Here is a 24,875-nt window from a genome sequence, read left to right as displayed (position 1 = left end):
AAGGGCCGGTACTCCACCCCCGAGCGGGGGAGTACCGGCCCTTGCGCCGTTGCGGGCGGTGCGGCGGCTCAGAGGACGCGCACGGCACCCGTCGGCTTGTCGTAGCTCATGTTGCGCTCGACGATGCCCGTGCTGGGGTTCTGCGCGCCGACGAACTTGCCGCCGCCGACGTAGAGGGCGACGTGGTAGGCGCTGCCCTTGGAGCCCCAGTACAGGATGTCGCCCGGCTGCAGGGCGCTCAGCGACACCGAGGTGCCGGCCGAGGACTGCGCCTGGGACATGCGCGGCAGGCTGATGCCGGCCTGGCGGTAGGCGGCCTGGACGAGGCCGGAGCAGTCGAACGAGGACGGGCCGGTGCCGCCCATCACGTACGCCTTGCCGACCTGCGCGCGGGCGAAGTTCACGATGGCGGCGGCGGAGCCGGTCGCCGGGGCGGCCACGGAGGCACCGGAGCCGTCGTTGGGGGTCGCGGCGGACTTGGTCGACAGCGAGGCGCGGGCGGTGCTGCGGTTGGCGCGCTCGGCCTCGGCCTTGCGGTCGGCCTCTTCCTTGGCCTTCTTGGCGGCCGTCTCGTCGTCGGCCTTCTTCTGGGCCGCTTCCTTGGCCTGCTTGGCCTCGGCGGCGGCGCCGGTGCGGGCGCTCTCCTCCTGGGCCGTCAGTTCGCCCTCGACGGCGGCCGCGCGGGTGTTCTCGGCGGCGGCGGTGACGGCGGAGGAGACCTCGGCGGCCAGATCCAGGTTGAGGACCGGCATTTCGAGCGTCGTCTCGGCCACGGGCTCGGCGGGGGACGCGCTCGCGGTGCCGGCCATGGCGAGGGTGCTGAGGACGCCACCGGCAACTCCGGCGCGGACCGCGAGCTTCGAGGCGCTGCGGCGGGGCTTCCGGTGGCTGGGTATGTGAGCGGTGTGGGACATGAGGACAACCGCTATCAGGGTGCGAGGGTTCCCTTCAAGAAACGTGGTTTGCGCCACAGTTGCGCGCGAACGGCGCTAACCGGGCGCGCCGTGGCCCTTATTGACGACGTAACGGACACAACGGACACGCCGTCACAAGGCTGTGATCATGGGGTTTCCGCAATTAGTCCGAATTGATCCTCGGACTACCATCCCTCCGCACAGATGGCCAAGCCCCCTTTCCCCGTCACGAAACGGGTGTGGCGCAGGTCACAGGAGCGTCACGCTGTGCGGACGCTGTGGGCCTTCCGTGACCCCGCCGTGAACTCCCCGCTGGACTTCGTGAACGGATGCACGCGCGGAAGGCGCCGCCGGGGCCCGCGTCCGCCCCCTGTCCACCTCCGTACGCGCGCCCTCCCTCGACCGGGCGACCCCGGTTCCTTTATCACCACACCCGATGCGACGCCAATTTGCTTGCAGGGGACATCGTTTGATAGGGCGACACTCCTTCGACCTGCGGTAACCGGCCCGGATGTCACCTTTGGTGATCATGTGGATGCTTCGCGTACGAAGATCACCACTCATCGGACTTGATGATCGTTCGCCAGGTGGTGGAGATCACAAACTCGGTGTTGTTACCCGTGTCGCAGATCATAGAGGAGCAGGCATAAGATGCGCCTGAGTCCGGCTTGTGAACTGCCTCACATGATGCGTTCGATCCCCGAGCGATCTTCGCGAGGCGGGGCACGCCCCGGCCGCCGCTGGGAAGTGCCCCAGCCGGCGCAGCGGTCCAACGGTCAAGGACGACTGGAAGGAGCGAGGAGCGTGAATGCGTACGCGCCCATCCTCGTGCTCGGCGCCCTCGGCGCAGGGTTTGCGATCTTCTCCGTGGTCATGGCCACGCTGATCGGCCCAAAACGGTACAACCGGGCAAAGCTTGAGGCATACGAGTGCGGCATCGAGCCCACTCCGGTGCCGGCCGGCGGCGGCCGCTTCCCCATCAAGTACTACCTGACGGCGATGCTCTTCATCATCTTCGATATCGAGGTCGTCTTCCTCTACCCCTGGGCCGTCACCTTCGACTCCCTGGGGATCTTCGGGCTCGTCGAGATGCTGCTCTTCGTGCTCACCGTCTTCGTCGCCTACGCCTACGTGTGGCGCCGCGGCGGCCTGGAATGGGACTGAGGGGCTGAATTCCCATGGGACTGGAAGAGAAGCTGCCGAGCGGCTTTCTGCTGACCACCGTCGAACAGGCGGCGGGCTGGGTGCGCAAGTCATCCGTCTTCCCCGCGACCTTCGGGCTGGCCTGCTGCGCCATCGAGATGATGACCACCGGAGCGGGACGGTACGACCTGGCCCGCTTCGGCATGGAGGTCTTCCGTGGCTCGCCCCGCCAGGCCGATCTGATGATCGTGGCCGGCCGGGTCAGCCAGAAGATGGCGCCGGTGCTGCGGCAGGTGTACGACCAGATGCCGGCTCCCAAGTGGGTCATCTCTATGGGGGTTTGCGCATCTTCGGGCGGAATGTTCAACAACTACGCGATCGTCCAGGGCGTCGACCACATCGTGCCGGTGGACATCTACCTGCCCGGCTGCCCGCCGCGCCCCGAGATGCTGATGGACGCGATCCTCAAGCTCCACCAGAAGATCCAGGGCTCGAAGCTCGGCGTGAACCGGGAAGAGGCGGCACGTGAGGCGGAGGAGGCGGCCCTCAAGGCCCTCCCCACCATCGAGATGAAGGGGCTGCTCCGGTGAGCGCGACCCGAGAGCCGGAGAACGGCGACAACGGCAACGGCACGGGCGGCGGCGCGAGCGACGTCCCCGCCCCGCGCGCGAGCGGCCCCGAGGTCATCGGCGTCCGCAAGGGCATGTTCGGAGCGCAGGCCGGCGGCGACACCAGCGGCTACGGCGGGCTGGTCCGCACCGTGGCCCTGCCCGGCGCGGCCACCCGACCGTACGGCTCCTACTTCGACGAGGTGGCCGACGAACTCGAAGGCGCCCTGGAGGAGCAGGACCTGCTCCCCGAGAACGCCATCGAGAAGACGGTGGTCGACCGGGGCGAGCTCACCTTCCACATCGCCCGCGAGCACCTCGTCCGGGTGGCGCGCACCCTGCGCGACGACCCCGCCCTGCGCTTCGAGCTCTGCACCGGCGTCTCCGGCGTGCACTTCCCCGGCGACAAGGGCCGCGAGCTGCACGCCGTCTACCACCTGCGCTCGCTCACCCACGGCCGGATCCTGCGGCTGGAGGTGTCCGTCCCGGACAGCGACCCGCACGTCCCCTCGCTCGTGGCCGTCTACCCGACCAACGACTGGCACGAGCGCGAGACGTACGACTTCTTCGGCCTGGTCTTCGACGGCCACCCCGCCCTGACCCGGATCATGATGCCGGACGACTGGCAGGGCTTCCCGCAGCGCAAGGACTACCCGCTCGGCGGCATCGCCGTCGAGTACAAGGGCGCCCAGATCCCGGCTCCCGACCAGCGGAGGTCGTACAGCTGATGAACACCCCGAACGCATCGCACACCGCCTCCGCGCGCGAGACGACCGAAGGCACCGTCTACACCGTCACCGGCGGCGACTGGGACGAGATCGTCCGGTCCGCCGCCAAGGCGGACGACGAGCGGATCGTCGTCAACATGGGCCCGCAGCACCCCTCCACCCACGGAGTGCTGCGCCTGATCCTGGAGATCGACGGCGAGACGGTCACCGAGGCCCGCTGCGGCATCGGCTACCTGCACACCGGCATCGAGAAGAACCTCGAGTACCGGAACTGGACGCAGGGCACCACCTTCGTGACGCGCATGGACTACCTGACGCCGTTCTTCAACGAGACGGCGTACTGCCTCGGCGTCGAGAAGCTGCTCGGCATCACCGACCAGGTCCCGGACCGCGCCACCGTCATCCGCGTCCTGCTGATGGAGCTCAACCGGCTCTCCTCCCACCTGGTGTGCATCGCCACCGGCGGCATGGAGCTGGGCGCGACCACGATCATGATCTACGGCTTCCGCGACCGCGAGCTGATCCTCGACGTGTTCGAGCTGATCACCGGACTGCGCATGAACCACGCGTTCGTCCGCCCCGGCGGCCTGGCCCAGGACCTGCCCCCGGGCGCGGTCGACCAGCTGCGCGAGTTCGTGAAGACCATGAAGAAGAACCTGCCGGAGTACGACAAGCTCGCCACCGGCAACCCCATCTTCAAGGCCCGCATGCAGGACGTCGGCTACCTCGACCTCACCGGAGCGATGGCGCTGGGCGCCACCGGCCCGATCCTGCGCTCCGCCGGCCTGCCGCACGACCTGCGCAAGTCGGACCCGTACTGCGGCTACGAGACCTACGAGTTCGACGTGCCGACCACCGAGACCTGCGACTCCTACGGACGCTTCCTGATCCGCCTGGAGGAGATGCGCCAGTCCCTGCGGATCGTCGAGCAGTGCCTGGACCGGCTGGAGCCGGGCCCGGTGATGGTCGCCGACAAGAAGATCGCCTGGCCGGCGCAGCTGGCGATGGGCCCCGACGGGCTCGGCAACTCGCTCGACCACATCAAGAACATCATGGGCACCTCCATGGAGGCCCTCATCCACCACTTCAAGCTGGTGACCGAAGGCTTCCGGGTGCCGGCCGGCCAGGCCTACGCGGCCGTCGAATCGCCCAAGGGCGAGCTCGGGGTGCACGTCGTCTCCGACGGCGGCACGCGCCCCTACCGGGTCCACTTCCGCGACCCGTCCTTCACCAACCTGCAGGCCATGGCCGCGATGTGCGAGGGCGGCCAGGTCGCCGACGTCATCGTCGCCGTCGCCTCCATCGACCCCGTGATGGGAGGCGTCGACCGATGACCGACATCTCATTGGGCATGCCCCAGCTTCCCGCCCCCGACTTCCCGGCCGACGTGCGCGAACGCCTCGAAGCGGACGCGAAGCAGGTCATCGCCCGCTACCCCGACAGCCGCAGCGCGCTGCTGCCGCTGCTGCACCTGTGCCAGGCGCAGGAGGGCCACGTCTCGCGCACCGGCATCCGCTTCTGCGCCGACGTGCTGGGCCTGACCACCGCCGAGGTCACCGCGGTGGCGACGTTCTACTCGATGTACCGGCGGCGGCCCTCCGGGGACTACCAGGTCGGTGTCTGCACCAACACCCTGTGCGCGGTCATGGGCGGCGACGCCATCTTCGAGGAGCTCAAGGAGCACCTCGGGGTCGGCAACAACGAGACCACCCCCGACGGCAAGGTCACCCTCGAGCACATCGAGTGCAACGCGGCCTGCGACTACGCCCCCGTGGTGATGGTCAACTGGGAGTTCTTCGACAACCAGACCCCGGAGTCCGCCAAGGCCATGGTGGACGACCTGCTGGCCGGCCGGCCCGTCGCGCCGACCCGGGGCGCGCCCCTGTGCACGTACAAGGAGACCGCCCGCATCCTGGCCGGCTTCCCCGACGAGCGCGAGGGCGCGGTCGAGGCGACCGGCGGCGCGGGCCCCGCCTCCCTGATCGGCCTGCGCATCGCCCGCGGCGAGTCCCCGCGCACCCCGATCGTGCACCCGCGCGGCGAATCCCGTGGCGGTTCCCGCGGCGAGACCACCACCGAGGGAGGGGAGTGATGTCCGTGTCGACTGAACTGAGCAAGAACGGCAGCCCGGAGAAGCTCCTCGCCCCGGTCCTCTCCGCCTTCTGGGACGAGCCCGAGTCGTGGACGCTGGAGACCTACCGGCGCCACGAGGGGTACGAGGGCCTGCGCAAGGCCCTGGCGATGACCCCGGACGACCTCATCGCGTACGTGAAGGACTCGGGCCTGCGCGGACGCGGCGGCGCGGGCTTCCCCACCGGGATGAAGTGGCAGTTCATCCCGCAGGGCGACGGCAAGCCGCACTACCTCGTCGTCAACGCGGACGAGTCGGAGCCGGGCACCTGCAAGGACATCCCCCTGCTCTTCGCCAACCCGCACTCCCTCATCGAGGGCATGATCATCGCCTGCTACGCGATCCGTTCGCAGCACGCCTTCATCTACCTGCGCGGCGAGGTCGTACCGGTGCTGCGGCGCCTGCACGAGGCGGTGCGCGAGGCGTACGAGGCCGGCTACCTCGGCAAGGACGCCCTCGGGAGCGGGCTGGACCTCGACATCACCGTGCACGCGGGAGCGGGCGCCTACATCTGCGGCGAGGAGACGGCCCTGCTCGACTCCCTCGAGGGCCGGCGCGGGCAGCCCCGGCTGCGCCCCCCCTTCCCCGCCGTGGAGGGGCTCTACGCGTGCCCCACCGTCGTCAACAACGTCGAGTCCATCGCCTCGGTTCCCGCGATCCTGAACAAGGGCAAGGACTGGTTCAAGTCGATGGGGACCGAGAAGTCCCCCGGCTTCACCCTGTACTCGCTCTCCGGGCACGTCGCCGGCCCCGGCCAGTACGAGGCCCCGCTCGGCATCACCCTGCGCCAGCTGCTCGACATGAGCGGCGGGATGCGGCCCGGGCACCGGCTGAAGTTCTGGACCCCGGGCGGCTCCTCCACCCCGATGTTCACCGACGAGCACCTCGACGTCCCGCTCGACTACGAGGGCGTGGGCGCGGCCGGCTCGATGCTCGGCACCAAGGCGCTCCAGTGCTTCGACGAGACGACCTGCGTGGTGCGGGCCGTCACCCGGTGGACGGAGTTCTACGCCCACGAGTCCTGCGGCAAGTGCACCCCCTGCCGCGAGGGCACCTACTGGCTGGTCCAGCTGCTGCGGGACATCGAAGCCGGCAAGGGCGTCATGTCCGACCTCGACAAGCTGAACGACATCGCCGACAACATCAACGGCAAGTCCTTCTGCGCACTCGGCGACGGCGCCGCCAGCCCCATCTTCTCCTCGCTCAAGTACTTCCGCGCGGAGTACGAGCAGCACATCACGGGCAAGGGCTGCCCCTTCGACCCCAGGAAGTCGACCCTCTGGGCTGACACGGAGGTGAACGCATGACCGTCACCAGTAACGCTCCCGCCGGTGGCGGAGGGGCCGCGGTGCCACCCGAGGACCTGGTGTCCCTCACCATCGACGGCGTCGAGCTGTCGGTTCCCAAGGGCACGCTCGTCATCCGGGCCGCCGAACAGCTGGGCATCGAGATCCCCCGGTTCTGCGACCACCCCCTCCTCGACCCGGCCGGCGCCTGCCGCCAGTGCATCGTCGAGGTGGAGGGCCAGCGCAAGCCGATGGCCTCCTGCACCATCACCTGCACCGACGGCATGGTCGTCAGGACCCAGCTCACCTCCGCGGTCGCCGACAAGGCCCAGCGCGGGGTGATGGAGCTGCTGCTCATCAACCACCCGCTGGACTGCCCCGTCTGCGACAAGGGCGGCGAGTGCCCGCTGCAGAACCAGGCGATGAGCCACGGGAACGCCGAGTCCCGTTTCGAGGGGCGCAAGCGGACGTACGAGAAGCCCGTCCCGATCTCCACCCAGGTGCTGCTGGACCGCGAGCGCTGCGTGCTGTGCGCGCGCTGCACCCGCTTCTCCAACCAGGTGGCCGGCGACCCGATGATCGAGCTGCTCGAGCGCGGCGCGCTCCAGCAGGTCGGCACCGGCGAGGGCGATCCCTTCGAGTCCTACTTCTCCGGCAACACCATCCAGATCTGCCCCGTCGGCGCCCTCACCTCCGCCGCCTACCGGTTCCGCTCCCGCCCCTTCGACCTCGTCTCCTCCCCGAGCGTGTGCGAGCACTGCGCGGGCGGCTGCGCGACCCGGACCGACCACCGCCGCGGCAAGGTGCTGCGCAGGCTGGCCGCGGAGGACCCCGAGGTCAACGAGGAGTGGATCTGCGACAAGGGCCGCTTCGGGTTCCGCTACGCGCAGCAGCGCGACCGCCTGACCACCCCGCTGGTGCGCGGCGCCGACGGCGCCCTGGTGCCGGCGAGCTGGCCCGAGGCCCTGGAGGCGGCGGCGAACGGCCTCGCCGCCGCGCGGGGCCGCGCCGGGGTGCTGACCGGCGGCCGGCTCACCGTCGAGGACGCCTACGCGTACGCCAAGTTCGCGCGGGTCGTGCTCGACACCAACGACATCGACTTCCGGGCGCGCGTGCACAGCGCGGAGGAGGCCGACTTCCTGGCTTCCGAGGTCGCCGGGTACGGGATCGATCTGCGCGGCCGGTGGGCCTCCTACACCGACCTGGAGGCGGCTCCCGCCGTCCTGCTCGCCGGCATCGAGGCCGAGGAGGAGGCCCCCGGGGTCTTCCTGCGGCTGCGCAAGGCCCACCGCAAGCACAAGCAGCGGACCTTCGCCCTCGCCCCCTTCGCCACCCGCGGGCTCCAGAAGGCGGGCGGCACCCTGCTGGCCGCCGCCCCCGGCACCGAGCCGGAGTGGCTGGACGCGCTGGCCACCCGGACCGGCCTGGAGGCGGGCGGCGGCGTCGCCGCCGAGGCGCTGCGCCTGAGCGGCGCGGTCATCGTCGTCGGGGAGCGCCTCGCCGGGGTGCCGGGCGCGCTGACCGCCGCCGTGCGCGTGGCCGCGGCGACCGGGGCGAGGCTGGTGTGGATCCCGCGCCGGGCCGGGGAGCGGGCCGCCGTCGAGGCGGGCGCGCTGCCGTCCCTGCTGCCCGGCGGCCGCCCGGCCACCGACCCCCGGGCCCGCGACGAGGTCGCCACCGCCTGGGGCCTGGACGAACTCCCGCACCGCTACGGCCGCGACACCGGCCAGATCGTCGAGGCCGCCGCCACCCGCGAACTGTCCGCCCTCGTGGTCGCGGGCGTCGAGGTCGCGGACCTGCCGGACCCGGCCCGTGCGCGGACCGCCCTGCAGGAGGCGTTCGTGGTCTCCCTCGAACTGCGGCCCAGCGAGGTCACGGAGCACGCGGACGTGGTCTTCCCCGTCGCCGCCGTGGCCGAGAAGGCAGGTGCGTTCATCAACTGGGAGGGCCGGGTCCGGCCGTTCGAGGCCGCGCTCAAGCCCGACCAGATGACCCGCCGGCTCGCCCCGGCCGACGCCCGCGTGCTGCACATGCTGGCCGACGCCGCCGACCGGCCGATCGCACTGCCCGACGTGCACGCCGTACGCCGCGAGCTGGACGGGCTCGGCACCTGGCAGGGCGCGCTCCCGACCGGGCAGGCGACCGACCCGGTGCCGCTGCCCCGGCCGGGCGCCGGCGAGGCGGTCCTGGCCGGCCACCGGCTCCTGCTCGACCAGGGCAGGCTCCAGGACGGCGACGAAGCCCTGGCCGGCACCCGGCACGAGGCGAGCGCCCGGCTCTCGGCGGCCACGGCTGCCGAGACGGGCGTCAAGAACGGGGACGTCCTCGCGGTCACCGGCCCGGCCGGGTCGGTGGAACTGCCCCTGCGGATCACCGAGATGCCCGACCGCGTCGTCTGGCTCCCGCTGAACTCCACCGGGTCCGGGGTCCTCGCCGACACCGGAGCCCGCCCGGGCACCCTCGTCCGGATCGGCCCCGCGGCCGGGGCCGGCACCGGCGACACCACCATGGAGGTGGGCGCGTGAACGCGGTACAGCTCGCCGCCGAGGACCTGACCCTGTTCGGCAGGGACGTCTGGTGGCTCGTCGTCATCAAGGCGGTGTTCTGCTTCGCCTTCCTGATGGTGACCGTGCTCTTCTCCATCGTGTGGGAGCGCAAGGTCGTCGCCTGGATGCAGCTGCGCATCGGCCCCAACCGGCACGGCCCCTGGGGCCTGCTCCAGTCGCTCGCCGACGGCGTCAAGCTGATGCTGAAGGAGGACGTCGTCGTCAAGCGGGCCGACAAGGTGGTGTACGTCCTGGCCCCGATCATCGCGGCGATCCCGGCCTTCATGGCCATCGCGGTGATCCCCTTCGGCCCGGCGGGCAACGAGGTCTCCATCTTCGGCCAGCGCACCACGATGCAGCTGACCGACCTGCCCATCGCGATGCTCTACGTCCTCGCGGTCGCCTCGGTCGGCATCTACGGCATCGTGCTGGCCGGCTGGTCCTCCGGCTCGACCTACCCGCTCCTCGGCGGCCTGCGCTCCTGCGCGCAGATGATCTCCTACGAGATCGCGATGGGCGTGGCCTTCGCCTCGGTCTTCCTCTACTCCGGGTCGATGTCGACCTCGGCGATCGTGGACGCCCAGGCCGACCGCTGGTACATCGTCCTGCTGCCGGTCTCCTTCATCATCTACGTCGTCACGATGGTCGGCGAGACCAACCGCGCACCCTTCGACATGCCGGAGTCCGAGGGCGACCTGGTCGGCGGTTTCAACACCGAGTACTCGTCCATCAAGTTCGCGCTGTTCATGCTCGCCGAGTACGTCAACATGGTCACCGTCTCGGCGGTCTCGGTCACCCTCTTCCTGGGCGGCTGGCGGGCCCCGGCGCCGATCTCCACCTACTGGGAGGGCGCGAACCACGGCTGGTGGCCGATGCTCTGGTTCGTCCTCAAGGTGCAACTGCTCCTCTTCTTCTTCATCTGGCTGCGCGGCACGCTGCCGCGCGTGCGCTACGACCAGCTGATGAAGCTCGGCTGGAAGGTCCTGATCCCCGTCTCGGTGGTGTGGCTGATGATGGTCGCCACCGTGCGGGCGCTGCGCAACGAGAGTTACGACTTCAGCCAGATCGTCCTCTACGTCGGCGGCGCCGTCGTGGCGATCCTGCTCCTCTCCTTCATCGCGGACCTGTTCCGCGACAAACGCGAGAAGGCCGCCGCGGCGGCCGGCAAGGACGCCGCGGCCGAGCCCTTCGACCCGCTCGCGGGCGGATTCCCCGTACCGCCGAAGCCCGGCCAGCACCTGGCCCCCGTACCGCGCCGACGACCGCGGACCGAGCGGGAGCTGATTGTCAGTGGTGGCGCGAATACTGAGAGTGACCGAGAGGAGGGTGCTGAGAATGGCTGACACCGACCCGAACGAGAAGTGGCAGAACCCGGTGGCCGGCTTCGGCGTGACCTTCAAGGCCATGTTCAAGAAGCGCCTCACCGAGCAGTACCCGGAGCAGCCGAAGACGACCGCCCCGCGGTTCCACGGGCGCCACCAGCTGAACCGGCACCCCGACGGCCTGGAGAAGTGCATCGGGTGCGAGCTGTGCGCCTGGGCCTGTCCCGCCGACGCCATCTACGTGGAGGGCGCGGACAACACCGAGGAGGAGCGCTACTCCCCGGGCGAGCGGTACGGCCGGGTCTACCAAATCAACTACGCCCGCTGCATCCTGTGCGGGCTGTGCGTCGAGGCGTGCCCGACCAGGGCGCTGACCATGACGAACGAGTTCGAACTGGCCGACTCCAGCCGCGAATCGCTCATCTACACCAAGGAGCAGCTGCTCGCCGGGCTCACCGAGGGCATGGTCGAGGCCCCGCACGCGATGTTCCCCGGCACGGAGGACACCGACTACTACCGCGGGCTGGTGACCGGGGCCGCGCCGGGGACGGTCCGGCAGTCGGCCGCGTCCGAGGGCGAGCAGGCCCCGCAGGAGGCGGCCTCCGACTTCGGCCCGACCGAGCCGGCCTCCCAGGAGGTGATCGGACGATGAGCGCTTCGCTCGCCGCGGCCGCCACCTCGCTCACCTCCACCGGTGAGGCGGTCCAGTTCTGGATCCTGGGCACGGTCGCCGTCATCGGTGCGCTGGCCACGATCCTGATGAAGAAGGCCGTGCACAGCGCGCTCAGCCTGGCCGGGACCATGATCATCCTGGCGGTCTTCTACCTCGCGAACGGGGCGTACTTCCTGGGCGTCGTCCAGGTCATCGTCTACACCGGCGCGATCATGATGCTCTTCCTCTTCGTGGTCATGCTCGTCGGCGTCACCGCCGCCGACTCCCTGAAGGAGACCATCAAGGGCCAGCGCTGGCTGGCCGTCCTGTGCGGGCTCGGCTTCGGGATCCTGCTGATCGGCGGCATCGGCAACGCCGGACTGACCCACTTCAACGGACTCGGCCGGATCAACTCCGCCGGGCACGTCGAAGGGCTGGCCGGCCTGATCTTCACCAAGTACGTCTTCGCCTTCGAGATCACCGGCGCGCTGCTGATCACCGCGGCCGTCGGCGCGATGGTGCTCACCCACCGCGAGCGCACCGAGCGCGCCGCCACCCAGCGCGAACTGGCCGAGCGCCGGGTCCGCGAGGGCGTCCAGCTCCCGCCGCTGCCCGCGCCCGGCGTCTACGCCCGGCACAATGCCGTGGACGTGGCCGGTCTGCTGCCGGACGGCACGCCGTCCGAGCTGACGGTCAACAAGACCCTGCGCGCCCGGGGCCAGATCCGGGACGTCTCGGCCGAGGCGCTGTCCGACCTCAAGGCACTGGAGCAGGCCTCCTCGGAGCGCCTCGGCCGTGAGGAGGCCTCGAAGTGAACCCGGTCAACTACCTGTACCTGGCGGCCCTGCTGTTCACCATCGGCGCGGCCGGAGTGCTGATCCGCAGGAACGCGATCGTGCTGTTCATGTGCGTCGAGCTGATGCTCAACGCCTGCAACCTCGCCTTCGTCGCCTTCTCGCGGATGCACGGCAACCTCGACGGCCAGATCATCGCGTTCTTCACGATGGTCGTCGCCGCCGCGGAAGTCGTGGTGGGCCTCGCGATCATCGTGTCGCTGTTCCGTACCCGCCACTCGGCATCGGTCGACGACGCCAGCCTGATGAAGCTGTAAGGGGCGTACACAGTGGAGAATCTGATTGCGCTGCTGGTGGCGGCGCCCCTGCTCGGAGCGGTGGTGCTGCTGTGCGGCGGCCGGCGCCTCGACAAGGCCGGCCACTGGATCGGCACCCTGCTCGCGGCCGTCTCCTTCGGCATCGGCGCCGTGCTCTTCGCCGACCTGCTGGGGCGCGCCGCCGAGGACCGGACCTTGAACCAGCGGCTGTACAGCTGGGTGCCGGTGGAGGGCTTCCAGGCGGACATCGCCTTCCAGCTGGACCAGCTGTCGATGACCTTCGTCCTGCTGATCTCCGGGGTGGGCACGCTCATCCACCTGTACTCGATCGGGTACATGGAGCACGACGAGCGCCGCCGCCGCTTCTTCGGCTACCTCAACCTCTTCGTCGCGGCCATGCTCCTGCTGGTCCTCGCCGACAACTACCTGCTGCTGTACTTCGGCTGGGAGGGCGTGGGCCTCGCCTCCTACCTCCTGATCGGCTTCTGGCAGCACAAGCCCAGCGCGGCCACGGCCGCGAAGAAGGCCTTCCTGGTCAACCGGGTCGGCGACATCGGCCTGTCGATCGCGATCATGCTGATGTTCACCACCTTCGGGACCTTCGCCTTCGGGCCCGTGCTCGGCTCCGTGGGGGAGACCTCGCAGGGCACGCTGACGGCGATCGGCCTGATGCTGCTGCTGGCCGCCTGCGGCAAGTCGGCCCAGGTGCCGCTGCAGTCCTGGCTCGGTGACGCGATGGAGGGCCCGACCCCGGTCTCGGCCCTGATCCACGCGGCGACCATGGTGACGGCCGGCGTGTACCTGATCGTCCGCTCCGGCGCCGTCTTCAACGCGGCGCCCGACGCCCAACTGGTGGTCACCATTGTCGGCGCGGTCACGCTGCTCTTCGGTGCGATCGTCGGTTGCGCGAAGGACGACATCAAGAAGGCCCTCGCCGGCTCGACGATGTCCCAGATCGGCTACATGGTCCTGGCGGCGGGCCTCGGCCCCATCGGCTACGTCTTCGCGATCATGCACCTGGTCACGCACGGTTTCTTCAAGGCCGGCCTGTTCCTCGGCGCGGGTTCCGTCATGCACGGGATGAACGACGAGGTCGACATGCGCAAGTACGGCGGCCTGCGGACGTACATGCCGGTCACCTTCGTGACCTTCGGCCTCGGCTACCTCGCGATCATCGGATTCCCGGGCCTGTCCGGGTTCTTCTCCAAGGACCTGATCATCGAGGCGGCCTTCGCCAAGGGCGGCACCGAGGGCTGGATCCTCGGCGGCGTCGCCCTGCTGGGCGCGGGCATCACCGCCTTCTACATGACCCGCGTCATGATCCTCACCTTCTTCGGCGAGAAGCGCTGGCAGCCGGCGCCCGACCCGGACCGGACGCCCGGCGTGGAGCCCGGCGCCGAGGCGCACCCGGGGGAGCTGCCGCACCCGCACGAGTCGCCGAAGTCGATGACCGTTCCGATGATCGTCCTGGCGTTCGGGTCGGTGTTCGCCGGAGGCTTCTTCGCCATCGGCGACCGGTTCCTGAAGTGGCTGGAGCCCGTCACCGGATACGCGCACGGACACCCGCCGGTGAGCGCCCTCACGGTCACGCTCGCCACCATGGCGGTCCTGGTCGTCGGAGTCGCCATCGCCTGGGCGATGTACGGCCGCAGGCCCGTCCCGGTCCTCGCCCCGCGCGGCTCGCTGCTCACCCGGGCGGCCCGGCGGGACCTCCTCCAGGACGACTTCAACCACGTCGTGCTGGTGCGCGGCGGGGAGCACCTGACCCGTTCCCTCGTGTACGTCGACCACAGCCTGGTCGACGGCGTGGTCAACGGTACGGCCGCCTCGGTCGGCGGCCTGTCCGGTCGGCTGCGCAAGCTGCAGAACGGCTACGCCCGCAGCTACGCGGTATCGATGTTCGGGGGCACGGCGATCCTCATCGCCGCGACCCTGCTGATGAGGGCGGTGTGAGATGAGTTTCCCGCTTCTGACGCTGACGGCCGCGGTCCCCGCGGTCGGAGCGATCCTGACGGCGGCCGTCCCGGCCGCCCGGCGGACCGCCGCCAAGTGGCTCGCCCTGCTCTTCTCGCTGGCGACCCTGGCCCTGGCCGTGCTCGTCGCGATCCGCTTCGAGCCCGGCGGCGACCGCTACCAGCTCACCGAATCCCGCTCCTGGATCGCCGACTTCGGTGTCCGCTACGAGCTGGGCGTGGACGGGATCGGGGTGGTGCTCATCGGGCTCACCGCGGTCCTGATGCCGTTCATCATCCTCGCCGGCTGGCACGACGCCGACCCGTTGGAGACCAAGAGCCGGCGCTGGCGGCCCACGCAGGGCTTCTTCGCGCTGATCCTGCTGGTCGAGGCGATGGTGATCATCTCCTTCGAAGCCACCGACGTCTTCCTCTTCTACATCTTCTTCGAAGCCATGCTCATCCCGATGTACTTCCTCATCGGCGGCTTCGGGGACCGGGCCACGTCCTCCCACTCGGCGGCCGCGGCGGGCGGCTCCGAGGAGAACGCGGCCGCGCAGCGCTCGTACGCGGCGGTCAAGTTCCTCCTCTACAACCTGGCCGGCGGCCTGATCATGCTGGCCGCCGTCATCGGGCTGTACGTGGTCGCCGGGAACTTCTCCCTCCAGGAGATCACCGCGGCCCGCGCCGCGGGCACGCTCGACATGGCGACCAGCACCGAGCGGTGGCTCTTCCTCGGCTTCTTCTTCGCGTTCGCGGTGAAGGCCCCGCTCTGGCCGCTGCACACCTGGCTGCCCAACGCGATGGGCGAGTCCACCGCCCCGGTCGCCGTCCTGATCACCGCGGTCGTCGACAAGGTCGGCACCTTCGCGATGCTCCGCTTCTGCCTCGGCCTCTTCCCCGAGGCCAGCAAGTGGGCCACGCCGGTGATCCTGGTCCTGGCCCTGATCAGCATCATCTACGGCGCGCTGGTCGCGGTCGGGCAGCGGGACATCAAGCGGCTCGTCGCCTACGCCTCCATCTCGCACTTCGGGTTCATCGTCCTCGGCATCTTCGCGATGACGTCCCAGGGGCAGTCCGGCGCGACGCTCTACATGGTCAACCACGGCCTGTCGACGGCGGCGCTGATGCTGGTGGCCGGCTTCCTGATCTCGCGGCGCGGCTCGCGGCTCATTGCCGACTACGGCGGTGTGCAGAAGGTGGCGCCGGTCCTCGCCGGCACCTTCCTCATCGGCGGCCTGGCCACCCTCTCCCTGCCCGGGCTCGCTCCCTTCGTCAGCGAGTTCCTGGTCCTGGTCGGCACCTTCGCCCGGTACCCGGTGGTCGGGATCATCGCCACCGTCGGCATCGTGCTGGCCGCGCTCTACACGCTGGTGCTCTACCAGCGCACCATGACCGGCCCCGTGAAGGAGGAGGTCCGCACCATGCCGGACCTGCGCCTGCGGGAGGTGCTGGTGGTCGCCCCGCTGATCGCGCTGCTGATCGGACTGGGCGTGTACCCGAAGGTGCTGACCGACATCGTCAACCCGGCGGTGCAGCACACCATGTCGGACGTGAAGCAGACCGACCCCGCACCTGAAGTGGAGGCGGCGAAGTGAGCACCCTGACTTCCGCCCACAGCCTGTGGCCGCTGGCGGCCGAGGCGCCGGTCGACCGGATCCCGGCGCCGGTCATCGAGTACGCGCAGCTCGCGCCCACGCTGATCGTGGTGGGCGCGGCGATCCTCGGGATCCTCGTCGAGGCATTCGTGCCGCGCAGGTCCCGCTACTACGTACAGGTGTTCCTCACCGTCGCCGCGCTGGCCTCGGCCTTCGCGGCGGTCGTCGGCCTCGCGGCCGGCGGGTACGGCTCCACCAAGGCGCACATCGCGGCGATGGGCGCGATCGCGGTCGACGGACCGGCGCTGTTCCTGCAGGGCACCATCCTGCTGGCCTCGGTCGTCGCGGTCTTCACCTTCGCCGAGCGGCGCCTGGATCCGGCCGCGCACGGCAACCGGGTGGACTCCTTCGCCGCCCAGGCGGCGTCCGTACCGGGCAGCGACAGCGAGAAGGCCGCCGTCAAGGCGGGGTTCACCACCACCGAGGTATTCCCCCTCGCCCTGTTCGCGATCGCCGGCATGCTGATCTTCCCGGCGGCCAACGACCTGCTGACGCTGTTCATCGCGCTGGAGGTCTTCTCCCTCCCGCTGTACCTGCTCTGCGCCCTCGCCCGCCGCCAGCGGCTGATGTCGCAGGAGGCCGCGGTCAAGTACTTCCTGCTGGGCGCGTTCTCCTCCGCCTTCCTCCTCTTCGGCATCGCGCTGCTCTACGGGTACGCGGGCTCCGTCTCCTACGCGGCGATCTCCGACGTGGTCGACGGCACGGTCACGAAGATCGACCCGGCGCTGGCCGCGACCATGGGCAACGACGTGCTGCTGCTGATCGGCTCCGCGCTGATCCTGATGGGCCTGCTCTTCAAGGTCGGCGCGGTGCCCTTCCACATGTGGACCCCGGACGTCTACCAGGGCGCCCCGACGCCGGTCACCGGCTTCATGGCGGCGGCCACGAAGGTGGCCGCGTTCGGCGCCCTCCTGCGGCTGCTCTACGTGGTCCTGCCCGGCCTGCGGTGGGACTGGCGGCCGGTGATGTGGGGCATCGCTATCGTCACGATGCTGGCCGGCGCGGTGATCGCCGTGACGCAGACCGACATCAAGCGGCTGCTCGCCTACTCCTCGATCGCGCACGCGGGCTTCATCCTGGCCGGTGTGATCGCGACCTCCGCGGAGGGCGTCTCGTCCGTCCTGTTCTACCTGGGCGCCTACTCCTTCGTGACGATCGGCGCCTTCGCGGTGGTCACGCTCGTGCGGGACGCGGGCGGGGAGGCGACCCACCTGTCCAAGTGGGCGGGGCTCGGCCGCCGTTCGCCGCTGACGGCGGCGGTCTTCGCGGTGTTCCTGCTCGCCTTCGCCGGCATCCCGCTGACGTCGGGCTTCTCCGGCAAGTTCGCCGTGTTCAAGGCGGCGGCGGAGAGCGGCGCCGGGGCGCTGGTCGTGGTCGGTGTGATCTCGTCCGCGATCGCCGCGTTCTTCTACATCCGGGTGATCGTCCTGATGTTCTTCAGCGAGCCGAAGACCGACGGGCCGACGGTGGCCGTCCCCTCGCCGATGACGATGACGACGATCGCGGTGGGCGTCGCGGTGACCGTGGTCCTGGGTGTGGCCCCGCAGTACTTCCTGGACCTGGCGGGGCAGGCGAGCACGTTCGTCCGCTGACGGGCTGTCGTGCGGGTCGTACCGGGGCCCGGCTCCCTTCGGGGGAGCCGGGCCCCGGTACGCGCTCTTACGGGTGGGTCATCTGCCCGGAGCACTTGATGTTCGGGTTCCAGTTGTGGAAGCGGCCGGCCGGGTTCTTCTCGTACACCCACATGTGGAGGTCGTAGTGCTTGGGCATGCCCGTCCAGTGGCCGGGCATGGGCCCGTCGAAGGGCAGGCCGAACATGCTCGGCCGGTCGTCGGCGGTGGTGAGGTCCTGGTCGCGGTCGGTGGACATCCACTCCACGGCCTGCAGTTTGCGGCGGCCGTTGCGGTCCTTCTCGGCGCTGTAGAGGAGCGCGGTCGGCCTGGCGGGGTCCGTCGAACCCCAGTGGGCCGCCTTGACGTAGTGGTAGCCCATGGCGCCCACCCCGAACGGGTTGGACATGCACTCCTTGCCGTGCGGGACGTACCCGTCCTTGAGCGCCTCCCGCTCGTCCGCGTACTTGGCCGTCGCCCGGACCGCCCTCGCCATGTCCGCCATGGCCCGGTGGTCGCGCGGGTCGGGCGCGGGCCCCTCGACGCCGTGGGCGGGGGCCACGGCGGCCAGGCCGAGCGCCGCGGCGGCCGCGCACGCGAGAAGGGGCTTGAGGGGACGTACGGGCATGGCGGCGGCTCCTCGCGGTGGGGGGAACGGGGTACGACGGGTTCGGCGGCTGCGTGCGTTCACCATCCCGGCCCACCGGGCCGTCCGCACGCGGCGCGCCTCCGAACGGGGGTCACGGCCTGGTCGTCCCCGGGCGGCAGCGCAGGTCCGGGTTGAACGTCGCGAACAGGCCGGCGGGGTTGGGCTTCCAGAGCCACACGTGCAGGGCGTAGTGCACCTTCTGGCCCTTGAAGCGGCCCGGGATGGGTCCCTTGAAGGGCTGTCCGAAGAGGCTCGGCCGGTCGTCGTCCGTCTCCACCCTGCCGTCCCGGTCCGTGACGACCCATTCGAGGGCGACCAGCCTGCGCCGGCCCGTGTCGTCGTCCTCGTAGAGCAGCGCGGCGGGCTTCTCGGGGTCGAGGGAGTCGTCGTGGGCGTGGTTGAAGTGCGGGTAGCCCACGGCCCCGCCGCCCGCCGGGTCGGCCACGCAGTACCGGTCGGGCACGTACCCGGCGGCGGTCGCCGCGGGTTCCCGCAGGTAGCGGGAGCTCGCCAGCGCCGCCCGGGTGAGACCGGTCGCGGCCGCGAGGCCGGTGCGGGGGTCGGAGTACGGGCCGGTGTGCGCGTACGGGCCGGTGTGCGGACCTGCGTTCGGGCCGGGGTGGGCCGCGGCGGGCGCCGCCGGAAGGGTGAGCGCCGCCGCTGCGGCGAGGGCCAGGGCGGACATGCCGGTACGAGAGGCCATCGGGGGACTCCTGGATCGCGGGGTCGAAGCCCCAGGAGCATCGCCCACGCCCCGCCCTCCGGCCGGGCGGCAGGCCGGTGCACCCGGACACGCCGCCCGCCCGGCGTACGGGCGCACACCGCCCGGCGTACGGGCGCCCGCCCGCGCGCGGCGCCGGATCCGCCGGGCCCGCCGCCCCGCCGGCTCCGTGTGCCGGGCTAGCGGGATCCCGCGATGCGGCCGGTGACCTCGCCCAGGCCCACCCGGGTGCCGCCGGGGCCGGGCGCCCACGCGGTGAGGGTGACGGTGTCCCCGTCCTCCAGGAAGGTCCGCTTGCCGTCGGCGAGCTCGAGCGCGTCGCGCCCGTTCCACGTCAGCTCCAGCAGCGAGCCGCGCTGGCCGGTCTCGGGCCCGCTGACGGTGCCGGAGCCGTACACGTCACCGGTGCGCAGGGACGCGCCGTTGACGGTCATGTGCGCGAGCTGCTGCGCGGCGGTCCAGTACATCGACGCGAACGGCGGCCGGGCCACCTCCGTCCCGTTGATGGAGACGGTGATGCGCACGTCGAAGCCGCCGGGACGGTCGGCGGAGGCGTCGTCCAGGTACGGCAGCAGGGGGAAGTCCCGCGCCGGCGGGGCCACTCGGGCCGCGTCCAGGGCCTCCAGCGGGGTCACCCAGGCGGAGACGGAGGTGGCGAAGGACTTCCCGAGGAAGGGGCCGAGCGGCACGTACTCCCAGGCCTGGATGTCGCGCGCCGACCAGTCGTTGAGGAGGAAGAGCCCGAAGACGTGGTCCTCGAAGTCGCCCAGCGCGACCGGGCGGCCCAGCTCGGAGGGGGTCCCGACGACGAAGCCGACCTCGGCCTCGATGTCGAGCTTGACCGACGGGCCGAAGACCGGCGCCGGGTCGGTGGGCGCCTTGCGCTGGCCGCAGGGCCGTACGACGTCCGTCCCGGACACCACGATGGTGCCCGACCGCCCGTGGTAACCGATCGGCAGGTGCTTCCAGTTGGGGGTGAGCGCGTCCCCGTCGGGCCGGAAGATCCGTCCGACGTTGGTGGCGTGGTGCTCGCTGGCGTAGAAGTCGACGTAGTCGGCGACCTCGTACGGCAGGTGCAGCGTGACCTCCTCCAGCGGCAGCAGGTGCGGCTCCACGGCGGGGCGGTGGCCGGGGTCGGTCACCCACGCGGTCAGCGCGCGGCGCACGTCGCGCCAGGCGGTGCGCCCGGCGGCCAGCAGCGGGTTGAGCGAGGACCGCCCGAGCAGTCCGGCGTAGGGGGAACCGAGCGCTGCCGCGGCCGCCCCCGCGTCCAGCACGTGTCCGCCGATCCGCACACCGATCCGGCGGCGGTCCTCCCCGGCGGTCGAGAAGACGCCGTAGGGGAGGTTGTGCGGCCCGAACGGGTCGCCCTCGGGAACATCGAGGGGGCTCTGCTGGGGCATGGGGTGCTGCCTCGCTTTCGACGCGGTCCGGGGGTGTCCCGATGGCTGGTTGACACGTTACGTGGCTGGTGGGGCCTGCGGGAGGCCGGATTCGGGCGCTATTTGTAGGACTTGTCCAACGGGGTCCGTATCCTTGGCGCCGTGACTTCCGCCCTCCCCTATGCCTTGATCGCCACTGACCTGGACGGGACTCTGCTGTGCGCCGGGGACACCGTCTCCGCCCGCTCGTACGCGGCCCTCGCCACGGCGCGCGCCGCGGGCGCGCAGCACATCATCGTCACCGGCCGCCCGGTCCCCCAGGTCCGGCACGTGCTGGACGGTCTGGGTTACGAGGGGCTCGCGGTGTGTGGGCAGGGCGCGCAGGTGTACGACGCGGCGCGCGGGCGCCTGCTGCACTCCGTGTCCATGGACCGGGGGCTGGCCGAGGTCGCCCTCGGCAAGATCGAGGCGGAGATCGGCGAGGTCTACGCGGCGGTCAACCAGGAGGGCGTCGACGCGGAGATGCTGATAGGGCCGGGCTACCGGATGTGGCACCCGCACCTGCCGACGGTACGGGTGCCGCGCCGGTCGGACCTGTGGTCCGCCCCGATCAACAAGGTGCTGCTCCAGCACCCCCTTCTCGACGACGACGAGCTGACGCGGGTGGCGCGGGGGGTGGTCGGCGACCTGGTGAACGTCACCATGGCGGGCGAGCACACCGTGGAGCTCCAGCCGCCGGGCATCGACAAGGCCAGCGGGCTCGCGCGGGCGGCGGACGTGCTGGGCCTGGCCCCCTCCGCGACGATCGCGTTCGGCGACATGCCGAACGACGTGCCGATGTTCGCGTGGGCGGCGCACGGGGTGGCCATGGCCGATTCCCACCGGGAGCTGCTGGCGGTGGCCGACGAGGTGACGCTCTCCAACGAGGCCGACGGCATCGCGGTGGTCCTGGAGCGGCTGTACGTCTGACGCCGGCGGCGGCCGAAGCTCAGCCCCGCCGGCGTTTCCAGGCGCGGGGTCCTGGGGCGGAGCCCCGGGTGGCCCGCCAGGGCCACCGGCCGCGCGGCCAGTGGCCACCGACCCGGCTAGCCCGCCGTCCGCGGCAGCCGGCGTTCCCACGTGCGGTGGAAGACCACCTCGTCCCCCTCCCGGCACACCACCTCGTCCGACGTCAGGAAACCGCCCGCGTCGCAGCGGATCTCCGACCGGGTCCGGATCCGCACGTCCCACCCCCGCTCCGGCCGGTGCAGCCGGACGGACCGGTCCGAGCGGGTACGGGCCGACAGCGGGTCCCCGTCCTGGATCTCGTACACCTCCAGCGCCTCTTCGCCGGACTCCAGGCCGTCCGGGTACACCCGCGTGCCCCCGCCCCCGGGATCGACCTCCAGCCGCCACGTCCCGCGCGCCACGTCCCGTACGACCAGCCGCTCCGGCCGCGGCTCGTCGAGCGTGGCCGGGAGCGCCACTCCCAGCGGCTCCGCCTGCTCCGGCGCCTCGAACCGGACCCCCTCCTCGGCCGCGCCGCCGCCGGCGGCAGCCGCCCGCACCGGCAGGGTCAGCGCGCTCCCCGCCGGGTCCAGGGTCCAGCCGGCCTCGGACCCGGCTCGCGGCCAGATCCACGGCCAGTACGCGGACGACACCGCGAGCCGGATGCGGTGCCCCGGCGCGAAGGCGTGCCCGATGCCGTTCAGCTCGAAGGCGACCTCCTCGTAGGAGCCCACCGGCCACGGCACGGCCCGGTCCCGGCCCTGCCGCGCGGACAGGTTCAGCGCGCCCCGGGTGACAAGCGTCGAGGAGCCGTCGGGGGCCACGTCGCACAGCCGGGCCACCGCCTGGCCGTACGGCACGTCCAGCCGCAGCCGCAGCGTCACCGAGGGCCGGCCGAGGATCTCCAGAGGCTCCCCGTCGGCCACCGGGAACTCGAAGCACGCCGACTTCGCGTCCTCCTCCCGCTGGTCCGGCGGCAGGTCGGCGCCGGCGCCCGAGGGGAGGAAGCGGCCCGCGTCCAGCCCGGTGTGCTGCGGAGAGGCGACGGCCACCGGGGCGCCCTGGAACCCGTACGCCACGGGGATCACCGACGGCGACGGCCAGGCCGTCTCGGCGACCCAGCGGCCGGGAAGCTCCTCGTAGGAGGTGGCCGGGGGGTGCGAGCCGCTGATCCAGGCGCGCAGCGCCGGCTCCTCCGGCACGCCGTTGTCCTCGCCGCGCAGCCAGTGGTCCCACCAGCGCAGGGTCTCCTGGAGGAAGCCGATCGCCGGACCGGGCGGGAGCCCGCCGTCCGGGTACTGGTGGGACCACGGGCCGATCAGGCCGCGCACCCGGGAGGGCGGCAGCGCGGCGAGCAGCCGCAGCACGGTGTCCCGGTGGGGATCGTGCCAACCGCCCACCGCCAGGACCGCCGCGCGGATCGCCGTGTGGTCCTCGCCGACGCTGCCGTGGCGCCCGTACGCGTCGCGGGTCTGGTGCGAGAGCCAGGTGTGGATCAGCGGTTCGACCGATTCCAGCCGGTCCAGCCACTGCGCGCGCCAGCCGTCGCCCGCGTACCGCGGGTCCGGCGGGAGGGCGGCGCAGGCGAGCAGGGCGGCCGCCCGCGCGTGCATGTCGCCGGCCGGCACGGAACCGCCCAGGTGGGGCCCGACGTTGTCGTACCGGCCGTCCGTGGAGCACACGGTGACGACCGCCTTCAGCGGTCGCGGGGCCAGGGCCGCGATCCGCAGGGAGTCCGAACCGCCCCGGCCGATGCCGAACATCCCCACCGCGCCCGTGCACCACGGCCGCTCCGCCAGCCACTCGATCACCGCGACCCCGTCGGCGAGCTCACGGGTGTCGTCCGCGCCGCCCGGCCGGCCCGCGCTGCACCCGTGGCCGCGCGCGTCGACGCGGACCGAGGCGTAGCCGAACCCGGCGTACCAGGGGTGGCGCTGCCCGTCGCGGGGCGCGGTCCGGTCGGTGAGCCGGCCGGGGAGGTACTCCAGCAGCGCCGGCACGGGCTCGGCGGTCACCGGGCGCCAGATCCGGGCGTGCAGCTCCACCCCGTCGGACAGCGGGATCCGGACGTCCTCGCGGGTGGTCCCGTACGGGAAATCGGTGCGGACGATCATTCGGCAACCACCTCGTGACGGGCTGCGCGGTGCGCCGCGGCCAGGGAGCGAGCGCGATCACCAGGCGGCGACCTGCGGGACAAAGCGTATTCTCCGGTTGATTCGCCTCCTGTCGAACATACCGGTGCTCTTCGGGCGCTGCGCGGGCGGCGACCGGACAGGCGCTCTCGGTGATCGAAAACGGACCCGATACGCTGGGTTGAGTGATGGCAGCGACACATCGACAATCCAGGTGATCGTCTACGTGATCGTCAGCAGACAGGAGTACCCCTCGTGACCGTCGTCGGGCCGTTCGGACTGAGCGTGCGGGACCAGGCTCTTGAGACCGATGTCCAGGCCGGACTGGCCGCCGTCGAGGCGGGTCTGCTGGAAGCCACCAAGAGCGAAGTCCCCTTCATCACCGAGGCCGCACAGCACCTGGTGCGGGCCGGTGGCAAGCGTTTCCGCCCGCTGCTGGTGATGCTCGCGTCCCGGTTCGGCGATCCCTACGCCCCCGGAATCGTGCCCTCCGCCGTGGTCGTGGAGCTGACGCACCTGGCCACCCTCTACCACGACGACGTCATGGACGAGGCGGACGTGCGCCGCGGGGTGGAGAGCGCCAACGCCCGCTGGGGCAACTCCGTCGCCGTCCTCACGGGTGACTTCCTCTTCGCCCGCGCCTCGCACATCCTGGCCGACCTCGGCCCCGAGGCGGTCCGCATCCAGGCCGAGGCGTTCGAGCGGCTGGTGACCGGCCAGATCCTGGAGACGGCCGGCCCACGCGACGGCCGCGACCCGGTCGCGCACTACCTCGACGTCATCGCCGGCAAGACCGGCTCGCTGATCGCCGTCTCCGGCCGCTTCGGCGCGCTGATGGCCGGCGCCGACGAGTCGGTCGTCGACATCCTCACGCAGTACGGCGAGCGGCTCGGCACCGCCTTCCAGCTCGCCGACGACGTCCTGGACATCGCCTCGGACGCGCACGAGTCCGGCAAGACTCCCGGCACCGATCTGCGCGAGGGCATCCCGACCCTGCCCGTGCTGCGGCTGCGCGAGATGGCGGCCCGCGACGGCGCCCCCGAGGACCTGGAACTCGTACGGCTCCTGGACGGGGACCTGACGGACGATGCACGTCACACCGAGGTGCTGACCCGGCTGCGGGCGCACCCCGCGCTGGAGCGGGCCCGCCGGGACACCATCCGTTACGCGGAGGACGCCCGGGCCACGCTGGCCCCCCTGCCGGAGTGCTTCGCCAAGTCGGCGCTGGAGGAACTCTGCGACGCGGTGGTGCACCGCGCCGGCTAGGCCCTGTCGTCGAAGTCCCGCCTGGCCGACGGGCCCTTCCGCCATGGCGACCCCTACGGGTCGGGGCGGGGGGGGGC

General features: G+C 71.4%; 21 protein-coding genes. 16 read left to right on the top strand and 5 right to left on the bottom strand.

Annotated elements, in window-relative coordinates; genetic code table 11:
* Positions 1-68: 68 nt before the first annotated feature.
* A complete protein-coding gene (locus AC07FY_RS13525; RefSeq protein WP_479004878.1) occupies positions 69-914 on the bottom strand; it encodes a C40 family peptidase in 846 nt (281 codons plus the stop codon).
* Between the two features lie 804 nt (positions 915-1,718).
* Here AC07FY_RS13525 and AC07FY_RS13520 point away from each other — a divergent pair.
* The 14 genes from AC07FY_RS13520 to nuoN are packed head-to-tail and all read left to right on the top strand — an operon-like array spanning position 1,719 to position 17,643.
* Positions 1,719-2,078, top strand: a complete 360-nt coding sequence (locus tag AC07FY_RS13520; RefSeq protein WP_479004875.1) for an NADH-quinone oxidoreductase subunit A — start codon at positions 1,719-1,721, stop codon at positions 2,076-2,078.
* A 14-nt stretch (positions 2,079-2,092) separates the two neighbouring features.
* A complete protein-coding gene (locus tag AC07FY_RS13515) occupies positions 2,093-2,647 on the top strand; it encodes a NuoB/complex I 20 kDa subunit family protein (RefSeq protein ID WP_007265818.1) in 555 nt (184 codons plus the stop codon).
* A complete protein-coding gene (locus AC07FY_RS13510) occupies positions 2,644-3,393 on the top strand; it encodes an NADH-quinone oxidoreductase subunit C (RefSeq protein WP_479004872.1) in 750 nt (249 codons plus the stop codon). Before AC07FY_RS13515 ends, AC07FY_RS13510 begins: the two co-directional genes overlap by 4 nt.
* Positions 3,393-4,727 carry an NADH-quinone oxidoreductase subunit D gene (locus AC07FY_RS13505; RefSeq protein ID WP_479004870.1) on the top strand — a complete coding sequence of 445 codons (1,335 nt, stop codon included), beginning with the start codon at positions 3,393-3,395 and terminating at the stop codon, positions 4,725-4,727. The genes AC07FY_RS13510 and AC07FY_RS13505 overlap by 1 nt, the downstream gene beginning before the upstream one ends.
* Entirely contained in the window at positions 4,724-5,485 is a 762-nt protein-coding gene (nuoE, locus tag AC07FY_RS13500; protein ID WP_479004867.1) for an NADH-quinone oxidoreductase subunit NuoE, read from the top strand. Before AC07FY_RS13505 ends, nuoE begins: the two co-directional genes overlap by 4 nt.
* Positions 5,485-6,831, top strand: coding sequence for an NADH-quinone oxidoreductase subunit NuoF (gene nuoF, locus AC07FY_RS13495; protein WP_479004864.1), 1,347 nt, complete (start codon positions 5,485-5,487; stop codon positions 6,829-6,831). Before nuoE ends, nuoF begins: the two co-directional genes overlap by 1 nt.
* Positions 6,828-9,335: an NADH-quinone oxidoreductase subunit G gene (locus tag AC07FY_RS13490; RefSeq protein ID WP_479004861.1), complete on the top strand. Its 2,508-nt coding sequence runs from the start codon at positions 6,828-6,830 to the stop codon at positions 9,333-9,335. The genes nuoF and AC07FY_RS13490 overlap by 4 nt, the downstream gene beginning before the upstream one ends.
* On the top strand, positions 9,332-10,699 hold the full coding sequence (gene nuoH / locus AC07FY_RS13485) for an NADH-quinone oxidoreductase subunit NuoH (protein WP_479004858.1): 1,368 nt from the start codon (positions 9,332-9,334) through the stop codon (positions 10,697-10,699). The genes AC07FY_RS13490 and nuoH overlap by 4 nt, the downstream gene beginning before the upstream one ends.
* Positions 10,692-11,330, top strand: coding sequence for an NADH-quinone oxidoreductase subunit NuoI (gene nuoI / locus AC07FY_RS13480; RefSeq protein WP_479004855.1), 639 nt, complete (start codon positions 10,692-10,694; stop codon positions 11,328-11,330). The genes nuoH and nuoI overlap by 8 nt, the downstream gene beginning before the upstream one ends.
* Entirely contained in the window at positions 11,327-12,145 is an 819-nt protein-coding gene (locus AC07FY_RS13475; protein WP_479004852.1) for an NADH-quinone oxidoreductase subunit J, read from the top strand. The genes nuoI and AC07FY_RS13475 overlap by 4 nt, the downstream gene beginning before the upstream one ends.
* On the top strand, positions 12,142-12,441 hold the full coding sequence (nuoK, locus tag AC07FY_RS13470) for an NADH-quinone oxidoreductase subunit NuoK (protein WP_045946785.1): 300 nt from the start codon (positions 12,142-12,144) through the stop codon (positions 12,439-12,441). The genes AC07FY_RS13475 and nuoK overlap by 4 nt, the downstream gene beginning before the upstream one ends.
* A 12-nt stretch (positions 12,442-12,453) precedes the next feature.
* On the top strand, positions 12,454-14,394 hold the full coding sequence (nuoL, locus tag AC07FY_RS13465; protein WP_479004849.1) for an NADH-quinone oxidoreductase subunit L: 1,941 nt from the start codon (positions 12,454-12,456) through the stop codon (positions 14,392-14,394).
* A 1-nt stretch (position 14,395) separates the two neighbouring features.
* Entirely contained in the window at positions 14,396-15,991 is a 1,596-nt protein-coding gene (locus AC07FY_RS13460; RefSeq protein ID WP_479004847.1) for an NADH-quinone oxidoreductase subunit M, read from the top strand.
* A gap of 5 nt (positions 15,992-15,996) precedes the next feature.
* Positions 15,997-17,643: an NADH-quinone oxidoreductase subunit NuoN gene (nuoN, locus tag AC07FY_RS13455; protein ID WP_479005470.1), complete on the top strand. Its 1,647-nt coding sequence runs from the start codon at positions 15,997-15,999 to the stop codon at positions 17,641-17,643.
* 67 nt (positions 17,644-17,710) lie between these two features.
* On the opposite strand, the gene AC07FY_RS13450 is transcribed toward nuoN, so the two are convergent.
* From AC07FY_RS13450 to fahA, 3 genes are all read right to left on the bottom strand, one after another.
* Positions 17,711-18,289, bottom strand: coding sequence for a hypothetical protein (locus AC07FY_RS13450; RefSeq protein WP_479004844.1), 579 nt, complete (start codon positions 18,287-18,289; stop codon positions 17,711-17,713).
* 112 nt (positions 18,290-18,401) lie between these two features.
* Entirely contained in the window at positions 18,402-19,013 is a 612-nt protein-coding gene (locus AC07FY_RS13445) for a hypothetical protein (protein ID WP_479004841.1), read from the bottom strand.
* A gap of 197 nt (positions 19,014-19,210) precedes the next feature.
* On the bottom strand, positions 19,211-20,434 hold the full coding sequence (gene fahA / locus AC07FY_RS13440; RefSeq protein ID WP_479004839.1) for a fumarylacetoacetase: 1,224 nt from the start codon (positions 20,432-20,434) through the stop codon (positions 19,211-19,213).
* Between the two features lie 141 nt (positions 20,435-20,575).
* Between fahA and AC07FY_RS13435 the strand changes: the two genes are divergently transcribed.
* Positions 20,576-21,382 (top strand): HAD family hydrolase, encoded by an 807-nt coding sequence (locus AC07FY_RS13435; RefSeq protein ID WP_479004837.1) that lies wholly within the window; start codon positions 20,576-20,578, stop codon positions 21,380-21,382.
* Between the two features lie 116 nt (positions 21,383-21,498).
* Here AC07FY_RS13435 and AC07FY_RS13430 read toward each other — a convergent pair whose 3' ends face one another.
* Entirely contained in the window at positions 21,499-23,514 is a 2,016-nt protein-coding gene (locus AC07FY_RS13430) for a CocE/NonD family hydrolase (protein ID WP_479004834.1), read from the bottom strand.
* A 273-nt stretch (positions 23,515-23,787) separates the two neighbouring features.
* Between AC07FY_RS13430 and AC07FY_RS13425 the strand changes: the two genes are divergently transcribed.
* On the top strand, positions 23,788-24,798 hold the full coding sequence (locus tag AC07FY_RS13425) for a polyprenyl synthetase family protein (RefSeq protein WP_479004831.1): 1,011 nt from the start codon (positions 23,788-23,790) through the stop codon (positions 24,796-24,798).
* Positions 24,799-24,875 lie beyond the last annotated feature (77 nt).

This window comes from Streptomyces sp. NPDC045967 (assembly GCF_056430495.1).
Note: the sequence above shows the minus strand (reverse complement) of the source record. Positions and strands in the feature narration are given on the sequence as shown.

Coding starts and splice junctions, on each gene's coding strand:
- AC07FY_RS13525 (WP_479004878.1), bottom strand. CDS start 914: ATGTCCCACACCGCTCACATACCCAGCCACCGGAAGCCCCGCCGCAGC.
- AC07FY_RS13505 (WP_479004870.1), top strand. CDS start 3,393: ATGAACACCCCGAACGCATCGCACACCGCCTCCGCGCGCGAGACGACC.
- AC07FY_RS13490 (WP_479004861.1), top strand. CDS start 6,828: ATGACCGTCACCAGTAACGCTCCCGCCGGTGGCGGAGGGGCCGCGGTG.
- fahA (WP_479004839.1), bottom strand. CDS start 20,434: ATGCCCCAGCAGAGCCCCCTCGATGTTCCCGAGGGCGACCCGTTCGGG.
- AC07FY_RS13450 (WP_479004844.1), bottom strand. CDS start 18,289: ATGCCCGTACGTCCCCTCAAGCCCCTTCTCGCGTGCGCGGCCGCCGCG.
- nuoF (WP_479004864.1), top strand. CDS start 5,485: ATGTCCGTGTCGACTGAACTGAGCAAGAACGGCAGCCCGGAGAAGCTC.
- AC07FY_RS13515 (WP_007265818.1), top strand. CDS start 2,093: ATGGGACTGGAAGAGAAGCTGCCGAGCGGCTTTCTGCTGACCACCGTC.
- AC07FY_RS13460 (WP_479004847.1), top strand. CDS start 14,396: ATGAGTTTCCCGCTTCTGACGCTGACGGCCGCGGTCCCCGCGGTCGGA.
- nuoE (WP_479004867.1), top strand. CDS start 4,724: ATGACCGACATCTCATTGGGCATGCCCCAGCTTCCCGCCCCCGACTTC.
- nuoI (WP_479004855.1), top strand. CDS start 10,692: ATGGCTGACACCGACCCGAACGAGAAGTGGCAGAACCCGGTGGCCGGC.
- AC07FY_RS13475 (WP_479004852.1), top strand. CDS start 11,327: ATGAGCGCTTCGCTCGCCGCGGCCGCCACCTCGCTCACCTCCACCGGT.
- AC07FY_RS13445 (WP_479004841.1), bottom strand. CDS start 19,013: ATGGCCTCTCGTACCGGCATGTCCGCCCTGGCCCTCGCCGCAGCGGCG.
- AC07FY_RS13430 (WP_479004834.1), bottom strand. CDS start 23,514: ATGATCGTCCGCACCGATTTCCCGTACGGGACCACCCGCGAGGACGTC.